Raw genomic sequence first — 22978 nt, 5'->3', positions numbered from 1 at the left:
TTCAGATGCTCAGGGCGACGGCGGCGCCCAGGCCGCCGAGCACGAGGGCGACGGTGGCCGCGCGCCAGCCGCCGGTTCCCCAGCGGAAGGGGCGGTCCAGGGCGAGGCGGCCGGGGCCGATGGCGGTGACGGCGAGCGCGACGACGGCGATGCACACGTTGTACTCGACGCCGCCGTCGGTCTCCCACAGTCCGTGGGCGGCGGTGACGGTGACCATCGCGTTGATCATCACGCCGATCAGGGCGGCGGCGGCCAGCGGGGTGAGCAGCCCGAGCGCCAGGCCCAGGCCGCCGAGGGTTTCGGAGGCGCCGCCGAGGGCGGCGTAGAGCGGGCCGGGGTGGTAGCCGAGCGCGGCGAAGGCCCTGCCGGTGGCGGCGAGTCCGGGGCCGCCGAAGAGCCCGAAGAGTTTCTGGGCGCCGTGTCCGGCCATCAGCAGGCCGACGGTGAGTCTGAGCAGGAGCAGGCCGCAGTCGCCGGCGGACACCGACGACTGTGGCGGGGCGGCGGCCACGGGCGCGGGTGAGGCGCGCAGCCGCTCGGGTAGGAGCTTGCCGGTCATGGCTTTCAACGGATCTCCTGGCGCGTGCGGGCTCCCCCGGGCGGCGCCCGGGGGGCGGTGCGGATGCTTGTGGGGGGCGGGCGGACGGGTCGCGTGCGGCGGGGTCACGGGCCGCCGGCCGCGGGGGTGGGGCCGCCCGACGGTCGCCCGCAGGTCTCGCGGGTCTCGCGGACCGGCCGGCTCCTCGGCCCGTCCTCACGGCCTGCGGCGCTCACCAGGGGGTACGCGGCGCGCGCGGCGATGGGTCGGGCCGGTGTCGTTCTCCTTCCCCGCTTCTGCGCGCCCACCCGTCATGCCTCGAACAGCCGCGCGGGACGGGCGGGAAGCGGCGGGGTGTGGGGACGATGGACGCGACCCATCCGACCCCCGGCCTGCCGGGCACCCTGGAGAGCGAGTCGCCGGTGGCGGAGAAAGCCGGGAAGGCTGAGACGACGGGAGAGGGCCAGGGCTGGGGGCTGGTGGGCGAGCTGTCCGGGGAGTTCGTCGGAACCCTGCTGCTGCTGCTGATCGGCGCGGGCGTGGTGGCCCAGGTGCTGGCCGGCGGGCTCGGCGCCCACGACAGCATCGCCTGGGCCTGGGGTCTGGGGGTGACCTTCGGCGTCTACCTCGCGGCCCGGCTCAGCGGCGGGCACCTCAACCCGGCGGTCACCCTGGCGCTGGCGACCTTCAAGGGCTTCCCGTGGCGCAAGGTGCTGCCCTACTCGCTGGCCCAGACCGCGGGCGCCTTCGTCGCGGCGCTGATCGTGCGGTGGAACTACACCGAGGTGCTGGCCAAGTTCGACCCGGGCCACACCCTCAAGAGCCAGATCGTCTTCTCCACCCTGCCGGGCAACGGCGTGCTGCCGATCAGCGAGTGGGGCGCGCTGCGCGACCAGGTGATCGGCACCGCGATCCTGGTGCTGCTGGTCTTCGCGGTCACCGACGTGCTGAACGATCCGCCGCGGGCCAACCTCGGCCCGCTCATCGTGGGGTTGATCGTGGTCGCGATCGGCATGGCGTTCGGCACCGACGCCGGGTACGCCATCAACCCGGCCCGCGACTTCGGCCCCCGGCTGGCGTCCTACCTCACCGGCTACCACCACGCCTGGCGGGACCAGTACGGCAACTACTACTTCTGGGTGCCCATCGTCGGCCCGCTGGTGGGGGCCGTGCTCGGCGGCTTCCTCTACAAGTTCTTCGTCGGCCGTTTCCTGCTGATGGGCGGGGAGCAGCAGGCGGCCATCGTGCCGGTCCCCGAGTGATCCGCGGAAGGAGGCGGCGCGATGGCGGAATTCGTCGGCGCGGTGGACCAGGGCACCACGAGCACCCGTTTCATGGTCTTCGACCACGAGGGCGGCGAGGTCGCCCGGCACCAGCTGGAGCACACCCAGATCCTGCCGCGCCCGGGCTGGGTGGAGCACGACCCGGTGGAGATCTGGGAGCGCACCAACTCGGTGATGCAGACCGCGCTGCGCACCGGTGACCTGACCCCGGCCGACCTGGCCGCGATCGGGATCACCAACCAGCGGGAGACCACCGTGGTGTGGGACCCGCGCACCGGGCGGCCGTACTACAACGCGATCGTCTGGCAGGACACCCGCACCGACTCGATCGCCGCCGCGCTGGAGCGTGCGGGCCACGGCGAGGTGATCCGCCGCAAGGCGGGGCTGCCGCCGGCCACCTACTTCTCCGGCGGGAAGATCCAGTGGATCCTGGAGAACGTCCAGGGAGTGCGGCAGGCGGCCGAGCAGGGCCACGCGCTGTTCGGCAACACCGACTGCTGGGTGCTGTGGAACCTGACCGGCGGCCCGGCCGGTGGCGTGCACGCCACCGACGTGACCAACGCCAGCCGCACCATGCTCATGCTGATGAACCTGCAGACGCTGGACTGGGACGACGAGCTGCTCGCCCTGTTCGACGTCCCGCGCCGGATGCTGCCGGTCATCAACCCCTCCTCGCACCCCGAGGCGTTCGGCGCGGCCCGCTCCTCGCGCCCGTTGCAGGCCGCGATCCCGATCACCGGGGTGCTGGGCGACCAGCAGGCGGCGACCGTCGGGCAGGTCTGCTTCGCCCCCGGCGAGGCCAAGAACACCTACGGCACCGGCAACTTCCTGGTCCTCAACACCGGCACCGAACCGGTCCGCTCCCAGCACGGCCTGCTGACCACGGTCGCCTACCAGTTCGCGGGCGCACCCGCCGTCTACGCGCTGGAGGGCTCGATCGCGGTGACCGGCTCGGCCGTGCAGTGGCTGCGCGACCAGCTGAAGATCATCACCTCCGCGGACGAGAGCGAGCGCCTGGCCGGCACCGTGCAGGACAGCGGCGGGATCTACTTCGTGCCGGCCTTCTCCGGCCTGTTCGCCCCGCACTGGCGCTCCGACGCGCGCGGCGCCATCGTCGGCCTGGCCCGCTACCACACCGGCGGCCACCTGGCCCGGGCCACCCTGGAGGCGATCTGCTACCAGAGCCGGGACGTGGTGGAGGCGATGGAACGCGACTGCGGGGTCCACCTGGACGTGCTGAAGGTGGACGGCGGGGTGACCGCCAACGACCTGTGCATGCAGATCCAGGCCGACGTCCTGGGCGTGCCGGTCAGCCGGCCGGTCATCGCCGAGACCACCGCGCTGGGCGCCGCCTACGCCGCGGGGCTGGCCACCGGCTTCTGGCGCGACACCGACGAGCTGCGCTCGCACTGGCAGGAGTCCAAACGCTGGCAGCCGCGGTGGAGCCCGGAGCAGCGGGCGGCCGGCGTCGCGGGCTGGCAGAAGGCGATCGCCCGCACGCTCGACTGGGTGCCCGTCCCGTAGGACCCGACCATCGGATGATCGTTGGGGAGTCGCTCCCCGGGAAGCTAGGAGCTGATCGTGGTCAAGGCGATGCCGCTGTCGAGCCAGGCCCGCACGGACGCACTGGAACGGATGGGCACCAGGGAGCTGGACGTCCTGGTGGTCGGCGGCGGCGTGGTGGGCGCCGGCGCGGCGCTGGACGCGGTCACCCGGGGCCTGACCGTGGGCCTGGTCGAGGCCCGGGACTGGGCCTCGGGCACCTCCAGCCGTTCCAGCAAGCTGATCCACGGCGGCCTGCGCTACCTGGAGATGCTCGACTTCCGGCTGGTCTCCGAGGCGCTCAAGGAACGCGGCCTGCTGATCCAGCGCCTGGCCCCGCACCTGGTCCGCCCGGTGCCGTTCCTCTACCCGCTCGCCCACCGGCTGTGGGAGCGCCCGTACGTGGGGGCCGGCGTGCTGCTCTACGACACCATGGGCATCACCTCCGGCAACGCCCGCGGCCTGCCCCACCACCGCCACCTGCTCAAGCGCCAGGCGCTGCGCGAGGCACCCTGCCTGCGCGACGACGCCCTCATCGGCGCCGTCCAGTACTGGGACGCCCAGGTCGACGACGCCCGGCACACCATGGCCCTGGTGCGCACCGCCGCCGGCTACGGCGCCCTGGTCGCCAACCGCACCCAGGTGGTCCGCTTCCTGCGGCAGGGCTGGCGGGTGGTGGGGGCGCTGGTGAAGGACCTGGAGAGCGGACGCGAGACGCAGGTGCACGCCAAACAGGTGATCAACGCCACCGGCGTGTGGACGGACGACACCCAGGCGATGGCGGACGCCCGCGGCCAGTTCCACGTGCGCGCCTCCAAGGGCGTCCACCTGCTGGTGCCACGCGACCGGATCAACTCCCGCACCGGACTGATCCTGCGCACCGAGAAGAGCGTGCTCTTCGTGATCCCCTGGGGCCGGCACTGGATCGTCGGCACCACCGACACCGACTGGAACCTGGACAAGGCCCACCCGGCGGTCAGCGCCAAGGACGTCGAGTACCTGCTGGAGCACGTCAACAAGGTGCTGGTCACCCCGCTCACCGCACAGGACGTCGAGGGCGTCTACGCGGGCCTGCGCCCACTGCTGGCCGGCGAGGCCGCCGAGACCAGCAAACTCTCCCGCGAACACCTGGTCGCGCACACCGTGCCGGGCCTGGTGGTGGTCGCCGGCGGCAAGTACACCACCTACCGGGTGATGGCCAAGGACGCGGTCGACGAGGCGGTGCAGGCCCTGGAGGCGGAGAAGGTACCCGGCTGCACCACCGACACCGTGCCGCTGGTCGGCGCCGAGGGCTACCGGGCGCTGTGGAACGCCCGGCACCGCCTGGCCGAGCAGTCGGGCCTGCACGTGGCCCGGGTGGAACACCTGCTGGGCCGCTACGGCTCCCTCGTGCACGAGGTGCTCGCCCTGATCGCCGAGGACCCCACGCTCGGCGAGCCACTGCCCAGCGCGGACGACTACCTGCGGGCCGAGGCCGTTTACGCGGTCACCCACGAGGGCGCCCGGCACCTGGACGACGTGCTGGCCCGCCGCACCCGGATCTCCATCGAGTCCTGGGACCGCGGAGTGGAGGCCGCCCGCACGGTCGCCGAGCTGATGGCCGGCCCGCTCGGCTGGGACGAGGAGCAGACCGAGCGCGAGGTGAGCCACTACGTGAAGCGGGTCGAGGCCGAGTGGGCCGCCCAGAACCAGCCCGACGACGCGAGCGCGGACGCCGCCCGACTGGGCGCGCCGGAGATCGTGCCGCTGAGCTGACCCACGAGCCCCTCAAGATCCCACGCAACACCACACACAAACGACCCCAAAAGCACAGAAAGCGGACATCGGGGTGGGGTGTCCAGTGACGGTGCCCACAGCCGTTTCGAGCCCACTACCGGCGATAGTGGACTTCTCCCGGCGCCCCGTCAGCTCTTCGTACCGTGCGAGCGGCACCCCGGCCGCCACCTTTCCCCATTTCTGCCATCTTCGCAGGTCAGCTGGCATGTTTCGGCGTTCGGGCGAGTTTTCGAGCTGGGTGGTTTGGTCCGTTTTGTCCCGGGTAACGGCATGCCCGGCCAGCACCCGCGCGCCCCGCGACCTACGACCGACCATCGTTTCAGCACCCCTTGGAGCCCACCCCAAGGCCCGCTAACAATGGCCAGGTCGCCAGATGCGGCAGCGGGAACCACACCCCGCCACCGCACCTCCCGAACGGCACCCGCACCACGCGACGTGCCCGGCGCACGGCCCCGACCCGCGAAGCCCCTGTCCGGCCCGCGGAACCCACGTCGACAAGCCAGCGCCCAACCGATTGAGGTCGAACTCCCACATGCCCGTGATCACCACCCGCATGCGCAAGTCCGCCGCCCTGCTCCTCACCGCCACCGGCATCGCCACCCTCGGCGCCACCCTGGCCCCCACCGCCGCCTCCGCGGCCACCCCCCAGCAGATCGCCGCCAGCATCGTCCCGGCGAACCAGCTGGCCTCCTTCAGCCAGATCGTCTCCCACGAGAGCGGCTGGAACGTCAACGCCACCAACCCCTCCTCCGGCGCCTACGGCCTCGGCCAGGCCCTGCCCGCCAGCAAGATGGCCTCCGCCGGCGCCGACTGGAAGACCAACCCCACCACCCAGATCAAGTGGGCCTACGACTACATGAACTCCCGCTACGGCAGCCCCAACGCCGCCTGGGCCTACTGGCAGACCCACCACAACTACTGACCAGTAGAGGGAATCACCCGCCGGCCAGCCACCGCTTGACCAACCAGCCACAGCTGACCAGCCGCTGATCACACCCCGAGCCACCCCCGCAGCGCTCCACGCGTCGGACAGGGACTCTCGGAGCGCCCGAAGGGGCCCGGAACGCCACCGCGTCCCGGGCCCCTTCGGCCATCCCCAGGAAACCGAACCACACCGACACGAAGACCCCGGCGACGAGTTCGCCGGGGTCTCTGCACGTCCGAGCAGTCTTACCGAGGGATCACGCCTCGCCGAACTCCCCTGCGGCAGCGCTCCGAGCGAAGGCCGCCCATGCCTCCCGCGAGAAGACCAGGGCAGGACCACCGGGGTCCTTGCTGTCCCGCACCGGGACCACACCGGGGAAGTCGGCGGCGACCTCCACGCAGTTACCGCCCTGCTGGCTGTGGCTCGACTTGAACCAGGAAGCGTCGGACAGGTCTGGGTCGGTCATGGGTGCGGTTCCTCTCGTGCCTTGCGAACGGGACCAAGGGATGCGGCTCTGGGTAACACCTCTACCCACCTGCGGTTGACCGCAGGCCTCCCCCACCCCCTGACAGTCCCCCCGTACCGCACAGCCATGTCGGCGCCGCATCACATCGGCGCCTCTCGTCCGACCGACTGCATCGTCAGCACGTGCGGGCGATCCGCCAGCGTGAACGGCAGCACCAAACCCTCGCCGCGCCGCAGGACGTCCTCCGCACGGAGAAGCGCGTCCTCACCGATCAACATCTCCTTGAACCAGTTGAGTTGCAGGCTTCCCAGCGGCAGGAGCCGGATGGACTCCCACAGCGCCTCCAGCGCATCCGGCACCCGATCGAACGTCGCGGGCTCGACGAGCCCGGTCAGCTCCACGACCACCGGGCCGACGGCGGCCGCGCTCTTCTCGCCGGTCATCCCTCAGCGTTCCTTTCACCCTGACGTGGCCCCGATGCATCGGACGCAGGAGCGAGCACCGCCCACGTGATCTTGCCGATTCCCTGGTCGCCACGCGGGCGCCAACCCCACTGTGAAGAAAGCGATTTGACCAAGATTAGCCCCCGCCCCGCCTCATCCTCCGCGCACACCTCACGCAGCTCGGGAGGGACGCCGCTGGCGTCGTGCACCTCGATCAGCAACCGGTCCGCATCCACGTCCAGGCGAACCCAGACCTGACGCCCTCGGGGACTGCCATGCTGGACGGCGTTCGCCGTCAGCTCGGTCAGCACGGTCAGCCCATCGGTCGCGAACCGCTCACCACCGCTCACGCGTGCGAGCAGGCCCACCAGTAACTGCCGTGCGACTCCAGGGGATCTAGCACTGCGCGGCAACCAGCACTCTTCCTTGCCGGCCATCTCCACGACGGGCTCTCTACACACGCCCACCGTCGCTCCTCTCCGTAGTGGATCCACTACCGAGAATCGGCCGAAGCCCGTACGATCGGAAGTGTTTTGACTTTGACACTTCCCGCATGTAAAAGGCTGTGACGATCTTGCCTGAACAAGAAGTTGACGCAACGTCATCTCCACTTGCGCGGTTCGGCGCAGAACTTCGCAGGTCACGGCGAGCAAGGGGCTGGTCTCAGATCGAGACCAGCAGGCGCATGGGCTACTCGAACACCCTTGTGTCGTGCATCGAAAGAGCTACACGTTCTCCAACAAAGAAGTTTGCTGTAAAAGCCGACATGGTGTTCGAGATGGATGGGGCCTTCGTAGAGCTGTGGCGGCGTTACAGCCGTGCTGCGTTACTTGAGGGCTTCGAGGAGTTCGCAGAGTGCGAGGGGCGCTGTCGGCGCTTGAGGACGTTTGAGCTGGGGGTGATCCCCGGGCTCTTTCAGGTTCCCCGTTACACCGAGGCACTGGCGTTCGCCGCCGTGAAGCGTGGAAGCATCACCCGGGAGCAGGCCGACGAACGGATTGCGTTCCTCGCCGCCCGACAGAAGCGGGTACTGGAGCAGAGGAAGCCACCGCTCGTACACGCCGTCATGGATGAGAGCTGTCTGATGCGCCCGGTAGGTGGGCGTGACGTGATGCTCTCTCAGTTCGACCATCTAGAGGAGCTTGCCGATCGTCCGAACCTCACGATTCAGGTCGCCCCGTACAGCCTTGCGGAACATGTCCCGTTCACGATGCCAGTGGTCCTGTTGACGTTGCCCGATCGTTCGGTCATCGGGTATGCCGAATCGCAGCTTCGAGGGAACCTGGAGCGGGGCCGTGAACCCGTCGCGGCCTGGGAAAGAGACTACGATCGGCTGCAGGTGGAGTCCCGGTCCACGGTGGCTTCACTCGCCATGATCCGCGCTGCTCGGAAGGAACTTGAATGAAGCACATCGACCTGACCGGCGTTCGGTGGGTGAAGTCAAGGCATAGCAACAACGGCGGCAACTGCATCGAGTTTGCGCCCGGCCTTCCCGGCGTCGTTCCCGTCCGTGACTCCAAGGACCCTCAGGGCCCCGCGCTGATCTTCCCGGCCGACGCGTGGCAGGCGTTCGTGGCAGGCGTGCGCACTGGGAGCTTCCCCGCCGGTTCCTGATCCACCCTCGCCTTCGACAGCCCTCGGCCGGTGTTCCGGTGCGGGGGTTGTCGTGTTGTGCCGACGACCGGCTCCAGAAAGGCCCCAACCCGTGACCACCTCCGCCGCGCTGCGTGCCACCCTGGTCGAACAGCTCACCGCCGACGGAACACTCACCGACCCCGCCTGGCGCAGGGCCGCCGAGGCGGTGCCCCGGGAGCTGTTCCTGTCGGAGTACTTCCAGGAGGTGCCCGGCAGCAACCCGACCGGCTACCGGGCCGTCCACGCGGACTCCCCCGGCTGGCTCGAAGCGATCTACACCAACCAGACCCTCATCACCCAGCTCAGCGGAAACACCCGTCCGGGCGATGCGCGCGGGCGTACGGTCACCGGCGCCCCGTCCTCGTCCTCGACACTGCCGTCCCTGGTGCTCGGCATGTGGCAGCAACTCGAAGTCCGCAGCGGACAGCGAGTGTTGGAGATCGGCACCGGCACGGGCTACTCCACGTGTCTCGGTGCCCACCGGCTCGGGGACCAGAACATCGTCAGCGTCGAGGTCGATCCCGGGGTCGCCGAGCGTGCCGAGGCCGCGATCAAGGCGGCCGGCTACGCGCCCGCCCTGGTGGTCGGCGACGGACTCGACGGCCACGCCGAGGGCGGCCCCTACGACCGGCTGATCGCCACCTGCGCGATCCGGTACCTGCCGCATCCGTGGCTCTACCAGGTGAAGCCGGGCGGGAAGATCCTCGCGACGCTGTCCGGGTGGTCCTACGGCTTCGCCCTGGTCCTGCTCACCGTGACCGGGCCCGGACGCGCCAGTGGCCGGTTCCTGCCCGGATACACCAGCTTCATGATGGCCCGCCCGCACACGCCCCCGCCCCGGCAGAGCATCACCCTGGCCCCCGGTGACCAGCGGCCCAGCCGGATCGATCCCGCCGTGCTCGGCACCTGGACCGGCAGCTGGGTGGCGCAGCTCGGCGCGCCCTCGGCCGAGCGGATGGGGGCGGGCGGGCAGCAGATCCTGCTGGACGTGGCCACCGGGTCGCAGGCCCGCAGTGAGCCGGACGGGAACGGCGGCTGGACCATCACCCAGCGCGGTCCGTTGCGCCTGTGGGACCAGGTCGAGAGCGCGGTCGTCCAGTGGCAGGAGCGGGGTTGCCCGCACCAGGAGGCGTTCGGTCTGACGGTCACCGAGCACGGTCAGCGGGTCTGGCTCGGCGGTGAGGACGGCCCGGGTTGGGATCTGCCCGTCTGAGTGGATCTTCGGTGGCGGTCCGGCTCGGAAGGCACAGGGGGTCGCCTCCTGTTTGCCGCCTGCCATCGGTCGTGGTGGGCTTGGAAACGGGCACGATCTCCGCTCGGCGCGCGGTGAGCTGGGCGAACAGCGGAGTGCCCCGTTCTCGGAAGGGGTCCGCCATGCGCGCTCTGCGTTTTGACCGCTTCGGCGATCCCGACGTCCTGCACGTCGCCGACCTGCCCGATCCGGTGGCGGACGACGGTGAGGCCGTCATCGCCGTCAAGGCCGCCTCGGTGAACCCCTCCGATCTGAGGAACGTCGCCGGCGCGATGGAGTGGACGACCCTGCCCCGGACCCCGGGGCGCGACTTCGCCGGCGTCGTCCTCGAGGGGCCACGGGACTGGATCGGTGCGGAGGTCTGGGGCACGGGAGGCGACGTGGGCTTCACCCGTGACGGCTCCCACGCGCAGCTGCTCGCCGTTCCGGCGCGGGCTCTGGTCCGCAAGCCCGAGCGGTTGAGCTTCGAGGAGGCTTCGACCGTGGGGGTCAACTTCGTCGTCGGCTGGCTCGGCGCGGTCGAGGTCGCCCAGCTGGGCAAGGGCGAGACCATCGCGGTGTTCGGCGTCTCGGGTGGTGTGGGTGGCGCGGTCGCCCAGATCGCGCACGCCCTCGGTGCCCGCGTGATCGGCATGGACCGGGTCCGGCCCGCCGATGGCACCCCTGCCTCATCGGTCATCGAGGAGTTCGTCGCGCTCGACGGCAGCCCGGACGAGATCGGATCCGAGGTCAAGCGGCTCAGCGGCGGCAAGGGAGCGGACGTGGTGTACGACGCCGTCGGCGGCGTCACGACCCCGGCGGCGCTGGCCTCGCTCGCTCATCGCGGCCGGCTCGTGGTGATCAGTGCGATCGGCACGCGGACGGTGGAGATCGACCTCGTCGACCTGTACCACAACGAGACGCGGATGCTGGGGTGCGACAGCACGAAGCTCGGCGTCGTCGAATCGGGTGCGCGGCTCGGCCTGCTCGCACCGTATTTCGAGTCCGGACAGTTCCGCCCGCTCCCTGTCGTCGACCGCTACGGTCTGGAGAACGGCGTGGACGCCTACCGGGCGGTGGCGAACCGTACACGCGGCCGAGTGGTCATCTGTCCTTGAACCCCGAAGACCAAGCCCCGCCGCCTCGAGGAGACCACTGCCATGCGAGCCGTTGAGGCGCACGGTGGGCCGTCCCCCCGGGTCCCGGCCGGCGCGGCGACCTGGCCGGTGGTGGCCCGGGGCAGCGCTTCGGAGTGCCTCCTGGCGTTCGTGTTGCTCTTCTGCGTCGTCACGATCGTGCGATGGGTCGCGGGGCCCTCGCCCGTGTCCGCGGCGGTCCCTCAGCTCCATGCGGAACTGTTGATCATCGGCGTGGGCGTCGGGCTGATCCTCGCCGGGCTGATCCTCAGCCCGGTGGGGAAGGTGTCGGGCGGGCACATCAATCCGGCCATCTCCCTCGCCATGTGGCGCTTCGGGGTCTTCGCCGGGGTCGCGGTCGTGCCGTATGTCGTGGCGCAGCTGCTCGGGTCCCTGCTCGGTGCGCTCGCGGCCCGAGCCGTGTGGGGGCCTGCGGCGGGGCGGGCGCCGGTGAGCGACGCCGCGTTGCAACCGGGTCTCGGTTGGTCGGCCGGGGCCCTCTTCGCGGCGGAGACCGCTTCCATGGCCGTCATCGTGCTCCTGGTCGGGCTCTTCCTGTCGGTGGAGAGGCTGGCGCCGCTGGTTCCCTGGCTCGTCGGGCTGCTGATCGGCATGGCGATCGCGTTGCTGGGGACGACGACGGGCGGTTCGGTCAATCCGGCCCGCCAGTTCGGGCCGGCGATCGTCTCGGGTCGGCTCGACTTCCTCTGGGTCTACCTGCTCGCTCCGATGGTGGGCGCCGTTCTGGCGGCACCGCTGCGCACCAGGCTCATGAAGCGGCGTGCTGTGGCCACGCATCGGCTGTGCGGCACCCGCTCCGCCGGCTCCCCGTTCTGAACCTCCCCCTTCTGCGCCTCCCCCTTTGAACCGGGCAGGCCCCGGGCGCGCCGTTGGCCGTTCCGAAGCGGGCGGCTGAGCGGGCGGCGGGACCCTTCAAGATCCCACGCAACACCACACACAAACGACCCCAAAAGCACAGAAAGCGGACATCGGGGTGGGGTGTCCAGTGACGGTGCCCACAGCCGTTTCGAGCCCACTACCGGCGATAGTGGACTTCTCCCGGCACCCCGTCAGCTCTTCGTACCGTGCGGACGGTGCTCCTCGCGCCCGGCGCCACCGCCTTGGGTGTTCGCGCAGGTCAGGTGGCAGGTTTCGGCGTTCGGGCGACATTTCGAGCTGGGTGGTTTGGTCCGTTTTGTCCCGGGTAGCGGCATGCCCGGCCGACGCCCGCACACCCCGCGACCTACGACCGGCCATCGTTTCAGCACCCCTTGGAGCCCACCCCAAGGCCCGCTAACAATGGCCAGGTCGCCAGATGCGGCAGCGGGAACCACACCCCGCAGTCGCACCTCCCGAACGGCACCCGCACCACGCGACGTGCCCGGCGCACGGCCCCGACCCGCGAAGCCCCTGTCCGGCCCGCGGAACCCACGTCGACAAGCCAGCGCCCAACCGATTGAGGTCGAACTCCCACATGCCCGTGATCACCACCCGCATGCGCAAGTCCGCCGCCCTGCTCCTCACCGCCACCGGCATCGCCACCCTCGGCGCCACCCTGGCCCCCACCGCCGCCTCCGCGGCCACCCCCCAGCAGATCGCCGCCAGCATCGTCCCGGCCAACCAGCTGGCCTCCTTCAGCCAGATCGTCTCCCACGAGAGCGGCTGGAACGTCAGCGCCACCAACCCCTCCTCCGGCGCCTACGGCCTCGGCCAGGCCCTGCCCGCCAGCAAGATGGCCTCCGCCGGCGCCGACTGGAAGACCAACCCCACCACCCAGATCAAGTGGGCCTACGACTACATGAACTCCCGCTACGGCAGCCCCAACGCCGCCTGGGCCTACTGGCAGACCCACCACAACTACTGATCCCCGCGAATCCCACGCAGATCCAGTAGCAGTGATCACCCGCTGACCAGCCGCTGATCACACCCCGAGCCACCCCCGCAGCGCTCCACGCGTCGGACAGGGACTCTCGGAGCGCCCGAAGGGGCCCGGAACGCCACCGCGTCCCGGGCCCCTTCGGCCATCCCCGGAACCACCACGCGGGCACAGCCGGACCGGTCGGGGTCCCGTCGGGCGTCAGATGGATGGGGTTCGCTCGTTGACGCCGACAACCCAGCCATGTACTTTAAGTGATATATTGCATACTTTAAGTCACCAGCTTCTGATCGAAAGCGACTGAGCATGGCGGTAGTGCGCAGGCCCGGCCGTCTGGCGGCGGCAGGCCGTGATGCCCGTACGTGGGCCGTGGACCGCGCGTGAGGTCGGCGCCGTCGGCCACGACTGATGACGCCGCGGAACCTCTCATTTCGCCGGTCAGCTCACACAACGAGTGGGACCCGCTGGAGGAGGTCCTCGTCGGGCGTCTCGATGCCGCGACGATCCCCTCCAGCCATCCGGTCGTGGCCTGCAACATCCCACCGTGGGCGGCGCGGTTGCAGGGGCTCGCCGCCGGCTTCAAGTACCCGCGCACGCTGATCGGGCCGGCGCGGCGTGAGCTCGATCAGTTCGTCGCCCTCCTACAGTCCCTCGGCATCACGGTCACGCGTCCGGACGCGATCGACCACGGGCAGCGCTTCGGTACCCCCGACTGGTCGTCGCGCGGTTTCTGCAGCACCTGTCCGCGTGACAGCATGCTCGTGATCGGTGACGAGATCATCGAGACCCCGATGGCGTGGCCGTGCCGGTATTTCGAGACCCACTCCTATCGCAGGGTCCTCAAGGACTACTTCCGGCGCGGCGCGCGCTGGACGGCGGCGCCGAAGCCGCAGCTCACCGACGCACTGTTCGAGGCGGACTTCCGGATCCCCGAGGCCGGGGAGCCCATGCGCTACATCCTCACCGAGTTCGAGCCGGTGTTCGACGCGGCGGATTTCGTGCGCGCGGGACGCGACCTGTTCGTCACGCGGAGCAACGTCACCAACCGCATGGGCATCGACTGGTTGCGTCGCCATCTCGGTCCCGGTTACCGGATCCACGAGATCGAGAGCCGCTGCCGCACGCCGATGCACATCGACACGACGTTCCTCCCGCTCGCGCCCGGCAAGGTGCTGGTCAATCCCGAGTACGTCGACGTCGACCGGTTGCCCGACGTCCTGAGCTCGTGGGACGTCCTGATCGCCCCGGAGCCCGACCCGATCGACGAGCGGTTCCTCAAGATGACCTCGTTGTGCGGCAAGTGGCTCAACATGAACGTTCTCATGATCGACGAGAAACGGGTGATCGCGGAACGGCACCACACCGGCATGCTGCGCGCGCTCGAGAAGTGGGGGTTCGAGCCGATTCCGTGCGACCTGCTGCACTACGCGCCGTTCGGTGGCTCGTTCCACTGCGCGACGCTCGACATCCGCCGGCGCGGCACGCTCGAATCGTATGTCCGTTGACCGGCCCGGGCCCGTCGCGCGGCCGGCGCCGGCCGGGTGGGTCGGCGGGGGCCGCGGAGGAGGGCTGTTCTCGTGTGTCGCAGCGGTGGTGGTTGGTGGAGGTTCACAGTTCGATCGCCAGGATCTGGCCGGGCCAGGGGCCGTTGGGCTGCTCGACCTGGCAGGTGTCGGTGGGGGTGAAGCCCAACCGCCGCTACTGGGCGACCAGTTGGCGGTCGCCTCCGGCTTGACATCCTCGCCGCCCTAAAAGGCGGCGATTCCCTCCGCGCTGCGCCTGGGTGGGTTCCTGCTTCTTCGCGCTGTGCGGGCACGGGTGCCCGTCCTACCTTCGCTCCACAGGCTGATGCCGCCAGTCCGGCGGCCGTCTTGATGTTGATCGCGGCGTTGACGTCCCGGTCATGGGACGCGCCGCACCCGGCGCAGGTCCACTCCCGGACCGCGAGGGGCTTGGGGCCGTCCTTGACTCCGCAGGCCGAGCAGAGCTGCGATGTGGGCTCGAACCGGCCGATATGCACCAACGTGCGCCCATACCGGGCGGCCTTGTACTCCAGCATCGCCCCGAAGGCCGACCAGCCCGCGTCGTGCACGGACTTCGCCAGACGGGTACGGGCGAGCCCCTTGACCGCCAGGTCCTCCACGGCCACCGCTTGGTTCTCGCGGATCAACCGGGTGGAGAGCTGGTGGTGGAACTCGCACCGCGCGTCCGCGACCTTCGCATGTGCCCGGGCGACCTTGACACGGGCCTTCTGTCGGTTCTTACTGCCCTTTTCCTTCCGGGACAGGTTTTGCTGAGCCTTCTTCAGCTTCTTCTCGGCCCGGCGCAGGAACTTCGGACTGTCGATCTTCGTGCCGTCCGAGAGGACCGCGAAGTGCGTCAGCCCCAGGTCCAGGCCGACCGCGGGCAGACCGTCGGCCGGGCCAGCGAAGCACGCTGACCAGCCGTCGGGTCCAAGCGGAAGCCATAGCGGAGCTGCACCAGCCCAGCATACTTGGGTTTATGACTGGCCATCATGGAAATCCGCACCTGGAAAGCACTGCCCCTTCGCGCTACACGCGCACTTGGTCTTCGTGACCAAGTTCCGACACAAGATGTTCGCCGACGCGCACCTGACGCGCATGGAAGAGATCACGCGGGCGGTGTGCGCCGACTTCGAGTGCGAGCTCGTCGAGTTCAACGGCGAGAACAACCACGTCCACCCGCTTGTGACCTTCCCCCGAAGGCCGCCCTGTCCAAGCTGGTCAACTCCCTCAAGGGCGTCTCCACTCGCCGGACGCGTCAGGAGTTCCCCGACCGGGTCCAGCACCACTGGCACGCACAGCGCCTGCGGTCCAGCTCGTACTTCGCCGAATCCCTCGGCGACGCACCGATCACCGCGCTACGGCACTACATCGAACAGCAGAACCAGCCCACCCGACCACCCACACGAGCACCATCCACAGCGTGGAAGGGAGCCCACGGTCACGGTCAGAACGGCCTCAGAATCGCTTCACCACCAAGCTGAAGCCCGGTTGACTGCGATTAGCCCCGGTAGCAGTCGACGCGCAGCAGGGTCAGGCCGCGGCGGCGGGTCTCCTGGAGGGCGTCGGCGATCAGGGCCGCGCCGATGCCGGAGCCCGAACGGGCGCGGGAGGTGACCAGGTTGCGGACGTAGGGTTCGCGGCGGCCGGGCGGGGTGGCGTGGTCGGGGGCGTGTTCGGACAGGACGCAGCTGCCCACGGTGGTGCCTTGGGCGTCCTCGGCGATGCGGGTCCAGAAGGTGTCGCGGTCGTGGGTGTAGGCGCGGACGCGTTCGACGGCGGCGGGTCGGGTGCTCCAGGGCTGTTCGCCCCACTGGCCGGTGCGGCCGAGGGAGGTCAGCCAGGTGACCGCGTCGTCGACCAGGTGGAGGATGTCGGTGGTGTCGTCGGGGCCGCCGGTGCGTATCTTCACCGTGGTGTTCTATCCGGTGGCGGGGTCGGGCGAAAGCCCTGGCGGTCGTTCGCTCCCCGGTGGGGGTGCGTATGCTGCGCCGTGATCATGCCGTGTTCGCCGTGGCGGGGACGGCGTCCGCATCCGATGACCGGGAGACTGTCTTGGGACTGTCCGAGGAACTGCTCACGCTGCTGCGCTCGCGCGGCATCTGCTACCTGGCCACCTCGATGGCCGACGGTTCGCCGCAGGTGACGCAGACCTGGGTGGACACCGATGGTGAGCACGTGCTGATCAACAGCGTGCAGAGTCACGTCAAGACCAGGAACATCGGGCGTGATCCGCGGGTGGCCGTCGCGGTCTCGGACCCGGCGAACCCGTCGCGGTACTTCCAGGTGCGCGGGCGGGTGGTGGAGGTGCGGACCGAGGGCGCGGTGGAGCACATCGAGGCGTTGTCCAGGCGTTACCTGGGCACCGCGTACCCGTGGTACGGCGGGCGGGACCAGGTCCGGGTGATCTTCGTGATCGAGCCGGAGAGCGTCAGCGGCATGGGTTAGCGGGCCGGGCGTGGGGTGCGCAGGTCGGCGCGCAGGACGTGGCAGCTGACCGCCAGGGCCCAGGCGGGGAAGAGGAGTTCTGACCAGGGCAGGATGCTGACCACGAACAGCATTGCCAGGCCGACCAGGTAGCCGAACCAGGTGAGCCGGCGGGGGAAGACGCCGAGCTGGTGGCCGATGGTGGTGGTGCTGAGGGTGAACACCGCGGCCATCCGCGCCAGGTAGCCGGAGAGCAGGACGAAGCTGAGGTGGCGTCCGAACACCCACTCCTGGAGCTGGCCGGAGGTGGGTCCGGAGGCCACCTCGATCAGGCCGTCGACGGCGGCGGTCAGCACGAAGAGCATCGCGAGCAGGACCAGGCCGCTGCCGAGGAAGAGGGTGTCGAAGAAGCGGTCGTGCGGGTGGCCGACGTGGTCGCGCACCGCGCCCATGAACCAGAGGAAGAAGACGCCGGCGAAGGGCACCAGGGCGAGGGCGGTGCGCAGCAGGGAGCGGTGGGAGGTGGTGGCGAGCCAGGCGCCGGCGCCGCCGGGGTGGGTCGGGATGGCGATCCTGACCAGGGCGAGGGCGAGGGCCAGGAGCAGCGCGAAGAGGATGCCGGCCACGCCGGCGGCGCGTGGGGTGCGCAGGGCTTGTGCGGGGGTGTCGTCGGTGGCCGGCGGGGTGGCCTGCATGGGTCCTCCTGGGTGGTGTGCGGGGCGGGGCCCATGGTGGCGGTTGGTGGGGGGTTCGTGTCGTGCGGGCGCACCTGGGCGGTGGACGTTCACTCCGCCGGCCCAGTCACCGGCCTGGTGTCCGTCATGCGGTGTTTGTCCGGCTCGGGTAGCTTCCCTCCTGGCGGGCGTGGCGCGGTCGGGCCCGCGCGGATCTGTGGTGAAGGGACGTGGCCCGGATGCGGCTGGTCGTCGATCTGAACCGGTGTCAGGGCTATGCGCAGTGCGTGTTCCTGGCGCCCGAGGTCTTCGCCCTGCACGGTGAGGAGGCGCTGATGTACCACCCGGGTCCGCAGGAGGCGTGGCGTGCGCGGGTGGTGCAGGCGGCGGCGGCCTGTCCGGTGCAGGCGATCACGGTGGAGGCGGCCGGGCGGGCTCCGGTCGTGTTCGCCTCTGGCGGGGTGGGTGGCCGTGGGCGGGGTTGAGGGGCGGCCGGCGCCGGGTGGGCGGATCGTCGTCGGGGCGTCGCTGGCGGGGTTGCGGGCTGCCGAGGCGTTGCGGGCGGAGGGTTTCGCGGGGACGCCGACGATGGTCGGTGACGAGGTGTGTGAGCCGTATGATCGGCCGCCGTTGTCCAAGCAGGTCCTGATGGGCCGGGTGCCGCCGGGGCGGACGGTGCTGCCCCGGCGTCGGGATCTGGATGCCGAGTGGCGTCTGGGTGTTCCCGCCGTGCGGTTGGACTTGACGGAGCGTCGGGTGGCTCTGGCGGATGGTTCGTCGGTGGGTTTCGACCGGGTGCTGATCGCCACCGGGGTGCGGGCGCGGCCCTGGCGGGTGGCCGAGGAGGCGGCCCTGGAGGGGGTGTTCACGCTGCGGACGGTGGAGGACGCCGAGCGGTTGCACCGGCGTCTGGAGCAGGGGGTGCGGCGGGTGCTGGTGATCGGTGGTGGGTTCACCGGCGCGCCGCTGGCCCGGTTGGAGGCGCAGCTCGCGCTGAGCGAACTGGTGCGTCGTCTGGAGGGTCTCCGGTTGCTGGCCGACCCGCCCCCTACCGTGCCAGCGCGGTGCTGCGCGGGCCGCGTCACCTGCCTGTCGGTTTCGACCGCGTCATTGTCTGATGGTTCGTCAGGTGGCTTGTGCCTGGCGGCGGTAGCCGCCGGGTGGCAGGCCGTGGGCGCGTTTGAAGGCCTTGGCGAAGGCGAACTCCGAGCCGTAGCCGGTCTGGGTGGCGATCGCGCTGAGCGAGAGGTCCGCCTCGCGCAGCAGCCTGGCGGCGGTGGTCATCCGCCAGCGGGTCAGGTAGGCCAGTGGCGGCTCGCCGACGAGGGTGGTGAAGCGGCGGGCGAAGGTCGCCCGGGAGGTGCCGGCCCGATCGGCCAGTGACTCCACGCTCCACGGGGCCGCCGGGTCCTGGTGGATGGCGGCCAGGGCCGGCGCGACCAGTGGGTCGCGCAGGGCCGCGGCCCAGCCGGCGACCGCGGTGGCGGGCTGGTCCTGCAGCCAGGCCCGCAGCACGTACAGCAGCAGTGCGTCGATCAGGGCCGGCACGATGCCGTCCGAGCCGATCCGCGGGGCCTCCAGCTCGGCGCCGAGCAGTTGGACGGCCGCGGTCAGCTCGGGGTGGCGGCCGTGGCGGGTCTCCAGGTGCACCACCTCGGGCAGTTGGCCGAGCAGCGGGTGCGGGCGGCCCTGGTCCAGGTGGTAGGCGCCGCAGAGCAGGCTGGTGCGCGCGCCGTCGCCGCCCAGTGTGAGGTGGCCGATCGGCGAGCCGGGGGCGAAGCGCGCGGGCTGGGGCACGGTGGCGTGGGTGGTGGGGTCGTCCGCCAGCAGGTGGCCGCGGCCGTCGCGCAGGAAGATCACGTCGCCCGGGCTCAGCGCGATCGGGCGGCGGGTGTGGGCGGTGTTCTCCAGCGGGAGGAGCCAGCAGGTGCCGTACAGCACCACGTGGAAGCCCGCTCCGGCCACCGCCGGTAGCCGCAGCCCCCACGGTGCGCGGCCCTCGGTGCGCACCGAGACCGGGCAGCCGGTGCGCATCGAGGCCAGCACCTCGGTGAGGATGTCCATCGCCGTGCCTCCGCTGCCTGGTCGGGTGTGTGTTTCGTCGTTCGTGTGTCTCAGAGGGTCAGGACGATCTTGCCCTGGGCGGTGCCCTCGTCCAGCAGCCGGTGGGCCTTGTCGATCTCGGCGAGTGGGAAGGTCGCGGCGAGGTGCGGGCGCAGGCGGCCGGCGTCGACGAGGGCGGCGATCTCGGCCAGGGCCGCGCCGTCGGGCACCACGGAGATCCCGGCGAAGCGCCGCCCGGCGGCCGTCACCGTGGCCGCGAGCCGCTCGTCGCGGTGCTCGAGGATGGTGACCAGCACCCCGCCCTCGCGCAGCACGCGCAGTGAGCGCTCGCCCTGGCCGGTGGAGTCGAGGACCACGTCCACCTCGCGCAGTGTCCGGGTGACGTCGGTGTGCCGGTAGTCGATCACCTCGTCGGCGCCCAGATCGCGCACGAAGGCGTGCCTGGGCGTACTGGCCAGCGCGATGACGTGGGCGCCGCGTGCCTTGGCGATCTGCACCGCGAGGTGGCCCACTCCGCCGGCCGCGCGCTGGATCAGCACCCGTTGCCCGGCGGCCAGCTGGGCCGCGCCCACCAGGCCCTGCCAGGCGGTGAGGGCGGCCAGCGGCAGCGCGGCGGCGTGCGCGTCGTCCAGTGTGGCGGGGCGGTGGGCCAGCTGGGTGGCGGGGGCGGTCACGTACTGGGCGTAGCCGCCGGCTTCGCCCGGGAAGCGGGGCATCCCGTAGACCGCGTCGCCGACCGCGAAGCCGGTGCCCGGTGCGGTCTGCTCGACGACACCGCTGATGTCCCAGCCCAGCACGAAGGGCGGCTCGCCGAGCAGCGGCAGGGCCCCGGAGCGGACCATCGCGTCCACCGGGTTGAGGGCGCTGGCGCCCACCCGCACCAGCACCTCACCGGCTGCCGGCACCGGCTTCTCGCGCTCCACGACCTCAAGGACCTCGGGACCGCCGAAGGAGTTCTGGCTGACCGCACGCATGGTGGTCTCCCCACTGTGTCGCACCCGACCGCTTCAGGTGATGTCCTCAACCGTAGGGAGCCGGGCGGAGCGCCTGAATGGCCTGCCCTCTCGATTTCATGTCCGATCGTCTCACCGTCTGGCTGTTGCGGGCATGCCGTGGGCGGGCGCGGGGCCGCGTTCGACAGGCCCGGCGGGTGTCCTCGAGGCCCGTGTCCGCTCCTGGGGTCGGCCTGGACGACGGGCTCCTGCCACGGTGGCCTCAGGAGGGGTCGGTGGGGCGGGTGCGGGCGATGAGCAGGGCGACGTCGTCGGTCTCCTCCGGGTTGCGCAGCGCGTCCAGGAGCAGGTCGCAGGTGGCCTCCAGCGGGCCGTGGCGGTCGGTGAGCAGGTCGAGGAGTTCGTGCAGGCGTACGTCGATGTCCTGGCCGCGGGTCTCGACCAGGCCGTCGGTGTAGAGGACGAGTTGGTCGCCGAGCGCCAGGTCGAGGGTGACGGCCTCGAAGGGGACGCCGCCGACGCCGAGCAGGGCGCCGGTGGGCAGGTCGAGGAGTTCGGCCGGGCCCTTCGCGTGGACGAGGGCGGGTGGCAGGTGGCCGGCGCTGGCGATGTGGCAGCGCAGCCGGTGGGGGTCGTAGACGGCGTAGACGCAGGTGGCGATCGACTCGTCCAGGCCGGTGGTGATGCGGTCCAGGTGGTGCAGGACGTCGGCGCAGCCGAGTTCCAGGCCGGCCAGGGTGCGGGCGGCGGTGCGTAGTTGGCCCATGGTGGCGGCGGCGTTGATGCCCCGGCCCATGACGTCGCCGACGACCAGGGCGGTGCGGTCGCCGCTGAGCGCGATGACGTCGAACCAGTCGCCGCCGGCCTCTCCGGCGGCCCCGGCGGGCTGGTAGCGGTAGGCGACCTCCAGGCCCGGCTGGCGCGGTGGGCGCCGGGGCAGCAGGTGGCGTTGCAGGGTCAGGGCGGCGCGGCGTTGGCGCTGGTACCAGCGGGCGTTGTCGATGCAGACCGCCGCGCGGGCGGCCAGTTCGCCGGCCAGCAGGACGTCGTCGTGGTCGAAGGGGCGCGAGGGGCGGGTGCGTTTGAGGTCGAGGACGCCCAGGACCTCGCTGCGGGCGATCAGCGGCACCGCGAGGTAGGAGTGGACGCCGGCTTGGGCCAGCAGGCGGGCGGCGGGCAGGTCGCGGGCGATGGCGGGCAGGTCGTGGGCGCCGATGTGGGAGACCAGGACCGGGCGGCCGGTGTTCGCGCAGCGGGTGACCAGCCGGTCCGCGCCGTAGCGGCACGGCTCGCCGACCGGGTCGGCGGCCTGGGCGGCGGGGGTGGGGCGGGCGGTCTTGACCGCCAGCGCCCGGAAGGCCAGCTCGCCGGGGGCGACGTCGCCGGAGCGCCGGTCCTCCAGCACGTCCAGGACGGACTCCAGGACGTCGACGGCGGCCACGTCGGCCAGCTCCGGGACGGCGACGTCGGCCAGCTCGCGGGCGGTGGTGTCCAGGTCGAGCGTGGTGCCGATGCGCACCGAGGCGTCCGCGATCAGGGCCAGCTGGCGGCGGACGGCGGCGGCCTGGAGGGCCGCGTGGTGCTGCTCGGTGACGTCCAGGACGGAGATCGCCAGGCCCAGCGGCCGCCCGGCGGCGTCCTCCAGGCGGAAGTACGAGGCCCGCCAGGCGTGGTCGTTGTCCGGGTCGGCCGGGGTGCGGCCGAGCACCGTCTTGTTGACCAGTGGCGTTCCCTCGGCCAGCACCCGGCGCATCGAGGACTCGATCTCCCGGGTGTCCAGGAGCGGCAGGGCCTCGCTGGGGGTGCGGCCCAGGTGCTGCTCGGCGCGGACGCCGTTGATGCGTTCCAGGGCCGGGTTGACCAGTTGGTAGCGCAGCTCGGTGTCCAGGACGGCCAGGCCGATCGGGGACTGCGTGACCAGGCGCTCGGACAGGGCCAGACCGCGCTCGACCCGGCGGACGGTGGCCCGCTCCGAGGCGATGCCCAGGGCGTAGCCGCGGCCCCGCTCGTCCTGCAGGCGCATGTTGCGGAACTCGGCGAGCAGGCGGCGGCCGTCCTTGTGGCGCACCGGGAAGGCGCCGGCCCAGGGGCCCTCGCCGGCCATCACCTTGGCGAACAGGGTGAGCACCAGGTTCAGGTCCTGCTCGTCGACGAGCAGTTTGGCGGCGGGGCGGCCCAGGGCCTCCTGGGCGGTGTAGCCGAACAGGTCCTCGGCCTGCGGGCTCCACAGCACGATCCGTCCGTCGTCGCCGAGCACGATCGCGGCGACCGCCAGGGTGTCCAGCAGGCTGCCGGGGGCGAGCGGGCCGATCCCGGGGACGGGGACGGGCGTGGACTGCGGCGCGGGCCTGGGGTCGGGCCCGGACGGATCGCTACCGCCGCTACCGCTCATGCCAGCCACTCCTCCCGGCGCGTCGCGGCACGCGGACAGCACGGGTGCGGGCGCGCTCGGTGTCCCTTCCTCGCGTGCGCCCGGCCGCGCCTTT

The 22978-nt window shown here is 71.2% G+C and carries 22 protein-coding genes and 3 pseudogenes; 15 read left to right on the top strand and 10 right to left on the bottom strand.

Annotation, left to right across the window (positions count from 1 at the left end; genetic code table 11):
* Position 1 precedes the first annotated feature (1 nt).
* On the bottom strand, positions 2 to 559 hold the full coding sequence (locus ACIGXM_RS21550) for a DoxX family protein (protein ID WP_396563211.1): 558 nt from the start codon (positions 557 to 559) through the stop codon (positions 2 to 4).
* 344 nt (positions 560 to 903) lie between these two features.
* On the opposite strand from ACIGXM_RS21550, the gene ACIGXM_RS21545 reads away from it, so the two are divergent.
* The 4 genes from ACIGXM_RS21545 to ACIGXM_RS21530 all read left to right on the top strand — a co-directional run bounded on the left by ACIGXM_RS21545 (position 904) and on the right by ACIGXM_RS21530 (position 6061).
* Positions 904 to 1800, top strand: coding sequence for an MIP/aquaporin family protein (locus ACIGXM_RS21545; protein WP_396563209.1), 897 nt, complete (start codon positions 904 to 906; stop codon positions 1798 to 1800).
* Between the two features lie 21 nt (positions 1801 to 1821).
* Positions 1822 to 3345: a glycerol kinase GlpK gene (glpK, locus tag ACIGXM_RS21540; protein ID WP_396563207.1), complete on the top strand. Its 1524-nt coding sequence runs from the start codon at positions 1822 to 1824 to the stop codon at positions 3343 to 3345.
* 69 nt (positions 3346 to 3414) lie between these two features.
* Positions 3415 to 5118, top strand: coding sequence for a glycerol-3-phosphate dehydrogenase/oxidase (locus tag ACIGXM_RS21535; protein ID WP_396563556.1), 1704 nt, complete (start codon positions 3415 to 3417; stop codon positions 5116 to 5118).
* A 553-nt stretch (positions 5119 to 5671) separates the two neighbouring features.
* A complete protein-coding gene (locus ACIGXM_RS21530; RefSeq protein WP_396563205.1) occupies positions 5672 to 6061 on the top strand; it encodes a transglycosylase SLT domain-containing protein in 390 nt (129 codons plus the stop codon).
* Between the two features lie 259 nt (positions 6062 to 6320).
* Here ACIGXM_RS21530 and ACIGXM_RS21525 read toward each other — a convergent pair whose 3' ends face one another.
* The 3 genes from ACIGXM_RS21525 to ACIGXM_RS21515 all read right to left on the bottom strand — a co-directional run bounded on the left by ACIGXM_RS21525 (position 6321) and on the right by ACIGXM_RS21515 (position 7410).
* Complete coding sequence (locus ACIGXM_RS21525) at positions 6321 to 6530, bottom strand: DUF397 domain-containing protein (protein ID WP_396563203.1); 210 nt, start codon at positions 6528 to 6530, stop codon at positions 6321 to 6323.
* A gap of 140 nt (positions 6531 to 6670) precedes the next feature.
* Positions 6671 to 6973, bottom strand: coding sequence for a hypothetical protein (locus tag ACIGXM_RS21520; protein WP_396563201.1), 303 nt, complete (start codon positions 6971 to 6973; stop codon positions 6671 to 6673).
* Positions 6970 to 7410 (bottom strand): ATP-binding protein, encoded by a 441-nt coding sequence (locus ACIGXM_RS21515; RefSeq protein WP_396563554.1) that lies wholly within the window; start codon positions 7408 to 7410, stop codon positions 6970 to 6972. The genes ACIGXM_RS21520 and ACIGXM_RS21515 overlap by 4 nt, the downstream gene beginning before the upstream one ends.
* A 128-nt stretch (positions 7411 to 7538) precedes the next feature.
* Between ACIGXM_RS21515 and ACIGXM_RS21510 the strand changes: the two genes are divergently transcribed.
* The 7 genes from ACIGXM_RS21510 to ACIGXM_RS21480 all read left to right on the top strand — a co-directional run bounded on the left by ACIGXM_RS21510 (position 7539) and on the right by ACIGXM_RS21480 (position 14356).
* The gene (locus ACIGXM_RS21510; protein WP_396563199.1) at positions 7539 to 8378 is read left to right on the top strand and encodes a Scr1 family TA system antitoxin-like transcriptional regulator; all 840 of its coding nucleotides are present in this window, start codon (positions 7539 to 7541) and stop codon (positions 8376 to 8378) included.
* The gene (locus ACIGXM_RS21505) at positions 8375 to 8587 is read left to right on the top strand and encodes a DUF397 domain-containing protein (RefSeq protein ID WP_396563197.1); all 213 of its coding nucleotides are present in this window, start codon (positions 8375 to 8377) and stop codon (positions 8585 to 8587) included. Before ACIGXM_RS21510 ends, ACIGXM_RS21505 begins: the two co-directional genes overlap by 4 nt.
* A 91-nt stretch (positions 8588 to 8678) precedes the next feature.
* Positions 8679 to 9821, top strand: coding sequence for an ATP-grasp peptide maturase system methyltransferase (gene tgmC, locus ACIGXM_RS21500; protein ID WP_396563196.1), 1143 nt, complete (start codon positions 8679 to 8681; stop codon positions 9819 to 9821).
* A gap of 161 nt (positions 9822 to 9982) precedes the next feature.
* Complete coding sequence (locus ACIGXM_RS21495) at positions 9983 to 10957, top strand: zinc-binding alcohol dehydrogenase family protein (RefSeq protein WP_396563194.1); 975 nt, start codon at positions 9983 to 9985, stop codon at positions 10955 to 10957.
* Positions 10958 to 10999: 42 nt separating this feature from the next.
* Entirely contained in the window at positions 11000 to 11812 is an 813-nt protein-coding gene (locus ACIGXM_RS21490; RefSeq protein WP_396563192.1) for an MIP/aquaporin family protein, read from the top strand.
* Between the two features lie 637 nt (positions 11813 to 12449).
* Positions 12450 to 12839 carry a transglycosylase SLT domain-containing protein gene (locus ACIGXM_RS21485; protein WP_396563190.1) on the top strand — a complete coding sequence of 130 codons (390 nt, stop codon included), beginning with the start codon at positions 12450 to 12452 and terminating at the stop codon, positions 12837 to 12839.
* A gap of 392 nt (positions 12840 to 13231) precedes the next feature.
* Positions 13232 to 14356 carry an amidinotransferase gene (locus ACIGXM_RS21480; protein WP_396563189.1) on the top strand — a complete coding sequence of 375 codons (1125 nt, stop codon included), beginning with the start codon at positions 13232 to 13234 and terminating at the stop codon, positions 14354 to 14356.
* Between the two features lie 278 nt (positions 14357 to 14634).
* Here ACIGXM_RS21480 and ACIGXM_RS21475 read toward each other — a convergent pair.
* A pseudogene (locus ACIGXM_RS21475) lies at positions 14635 to 15252 on the bottom strand (RNA-guided endonuclease TnpB family protein); the annotation flags it as partial.
* A gap of 163 nt (positions 15253 to 15415) precedes the next feature.
* On the opposite strand from ACIGXM_RS21475, the pseudogene tnpA reads away from it, so the two are divergent.
* Positions 15416 to 15783, top strand: a pseudogene (tnpA, locus tag ACIGXM_RS21470) (IS200/IS605 family transposase); the annotation flags it as partial.
* 92 nt (positions 15784 to 15875) lie between these two features.
* Here tnpA and ACIGXM_RS21465 read toward each other — a convergent pair.
* Positions 15876 to 16286: a GNAT family N-acetyltransferase gene (locus ACIGXM_RS21465; protein WP_396563187.1), complete on the bottom strand. Its 411-nt coding sequence runs from the start codon at positions 16284 to 16286 to the stop codon at positions 15876 to 15878.
* Between the two features lie 143 nt (positions 16287 to 16429).
* On the opposite strand from ACIGXM_RS21465, the gene ACIGXM_RS21460 reads away from it, so the two are divergent.
* Positions 16430 to 16822: a PPOX class F420-dependent oxidoreductase gene (locus ACIGXM_RS21460; protein WP_396563185.1), complete on the top strand. Its 393-nt coding sequence runs from the start codon at positions 16430 to 16432 to the stop codon at positions 16820 to 16822.
* Here ACIGXM_RS21460 and ACIGXM_RS21455 read toward each other — a convergent pair.
* Positions 16819 to 17496, bottom strand: coding sequence for a hypothetical protein (locus tag ACIGXM_RS21455; RefSeq protein ID WP_396563183.1), 678 nt, complete (start codon positions 17494 to 17496; stop codon positions 16819 to 16821). The genes ACIGXM_RS21460 and ACIGXM_RS21455 overlap by 4 nt on opposite strands.
* 218 nt (positions 17497 to 17714) lie before the next feature.
* Between ACIGXM_RS21455 and ACIGXM_RS21450 the strand changes: the two genes are divergently transcribed.
* Entirely contained in the window at positions 17715 to 17960 is a 246-nt protein-coding gene (locus ACIGXM_RS21450) for a ferredoxin (RefSeq protein ID WP_396563182.1), read from the top strand.
* Positions 17842 to 18405, top strand: a pseudogene (locus ACIGXM_RS21445) (FAD-dependent oxidoreductase); the annotation flags it as partial. The gene ACIGXM_RS21450 and the pseudogene ACIGXM_RS21445, both read left to right, overlap by 119 nt.
* A 195-nt stretch (positions 18406 to 18600) precedes the next feature.
* Here ACIGXM_RS21445 and ACIGXM_RS21440 read toward each other — a convergent pair.
* The 3 genes from ACIGXM_RS21440 to ACIGXM_RS21430 form a co-directional block, all read right to left on the bottom strand.
* The gene (locus ACIGXM_RS21440) at positions 18601 to 19539 is read right to left on the bottom strand and encodes a cupin domain-containing protein (protein WP_396563180.1); all 939 of its coding nucleotides are present in this window, start codon (positions 19537 to 19539) and stop codon (positions 18601 to 18603) included.
* A 50-nt stretch (positions 19540 to 19589) separates the two neighbouring features.
* Positions 19590 to 20513 carry an NADP-dependent oxidoreductase gene (locus ACIGXM_RS21435; protein ID WP_396563178.1) on the bottom strand — a complete coding sequence of 308 codons (924 nt, stop codon included), beginning with the start codon at positions 20511 to 20513 and terminating at the stop codon, positions 19590 to 19592.
* A 241-nt stretch (positions 20514 to 20754) separates the two neighbouring features.
* Positions 20755 to 22884 (bottom strand): SpoIIE family protein phosphatase, encoded by a 2130-nt coding sequence (locus ACIGXM_RS21430; protein WP_396563176.1) that lies wholly within the window; start codon positions 22882 to 22884, stop codon positions 20755 to 20757.
* Positions 22885 to 22978 lie beyond the last annotated feature (94 nt).

It is taken from the genome of Kitasatospora sp. NPDC052896, from assembly GCF_044547075.1.
Taxonomy (GTDB): Bacteria; Actinomycetota; Actinomycetes; order Streptomycetales; family Streptomycetaceae; genus Kitasatospora.
Note: the sequence above shows the minus strand (reverse complement) of the source record. Positions and strands in the feature narration are given on the sequence as shown.

Bases quoted from the DNA above. Each gene is read 5' to 3' on its own strand.
- glpK (WP_396563207.1), top strand. From the start codon at position 1,822: ATGGCGGAATTCGTCGGCGCGGTGGACCAGGGCACCACGAGCACCCGT.
- ACIGXM_RS21435 (WP_396563178.1), bottom strand. From the start codon at position 20,513: ATGCGTGCGGTCAGCCAGAACTCCTTCGGCGGTCCCGAGGTCCTTGAG.
- ACIGXM_RS21495 (WP_396563194.1), top strand. From the start codon at position 9,983: ATGCGCGCTCTGCGTTTTGACCGCTTCGGCGATCCCGACGTCCTGCAC.
- ACIGXM_RS21515 (WP_396563554.1), bottom strand. From the start codon at position 7,410: ATGGCCGGCAAGGAAGAGTGCTGGTTGCCGCGCAGTGCTAGATCCCCT.
- ACIGXM_RS21490 (WP_396563192.1), top strand. From the start codon at position 11,000: ATGCGAGCCGTTGAGGCGCACGGTGGGCCGTCCCCCCGGGTCCCGGCC.
- ACIGXM_RS21545 (WP_396563209.1), top strand. From the start codon at position 904: ATGGACGCGACCCATCCGACCCCCGGCCTGCCGGGCACCCTGGAGAGC.
- ACIGXM_RS21430 (WP_396563176.1), bottom strand. From the start codon at position 22,884: ATGAGCGGTAGCGGCGGTAGCGATCCGTCCGGGCCCGACCCCAGGCCC.
- ACIGXM_RS21505 (WP_396563197.1), top strand. From the start codon at position 8,375: ATGAAGCACATCGACCTGACCGGCGTTCGGTGGGTGAAGTCAAGGCAT.
- ACIGXM_RS21530 (WP_396563205.1), top strand. From the start codon at position 5,672: ATGCCCGTGATCACCACCCGCATGCGCAAGTCCGCCGCCCTGCTCCTC.
- ACIGXM_RS21440 (WP_396563180.1), bottom strand. From the start codon at position 19,539: ATGGACATCCTCACCGAGGTGCTGGCCTCGATGCGCACCGGCTGCCCG.
- ACIGXM_RS21550 (WP_396563211.1), bottom strand. From the start codon at position 559: ATGACCGGCAAGCTCCTACCCGAGCGGCTGCGCGCCTCACCCGCGCCC.
- ACIGXM_RS21520 (WP_396563201.1), bottom strand. From the start codon at position 6,973: ATGACCGGCGAGAAGAGCGCGGCCGCCGTCGGCCCGGTGGTCGTGGAG.
- ACIGXM_RS21455 (WP_396563183.1), bottom strand. From the start codon at position 17,496: ATGCAGGCCACCCCGCCGGCCACCGACGACACCCCCGCACAAGCCCTG.
- ACIGXM_RS21535 (WP_396563556.1), top strand. From the start codon at position 3,415: ATGCCGCTGTCGAGCCAGGCCCGCACGGACGCACTGGAACGGATGGGC.
- ACIGXM_RS21450 (WP_396563182.1), top strand. From the start codon at position 17,715: ATGCGGCTGGTCGTCGATCTGAACCGGTGTCAGGGCTATGCGCAGTGC.
- ACIGXM_RS21525 (WP_396563203.1), bottom strand. From the start codon at position 6,530: ATGACCGACCCAGACCTGTCCGACGCTTCCTGGTTCAAGTCGAGCCAC.
- ACIGXM_RS21485 (WP_396563190.1), top strand. From the start codon at position 12,450: ATGCCCGTGATCACCACCCGCATGCGCAAGTCCGCCGCCCTGCTCCTC.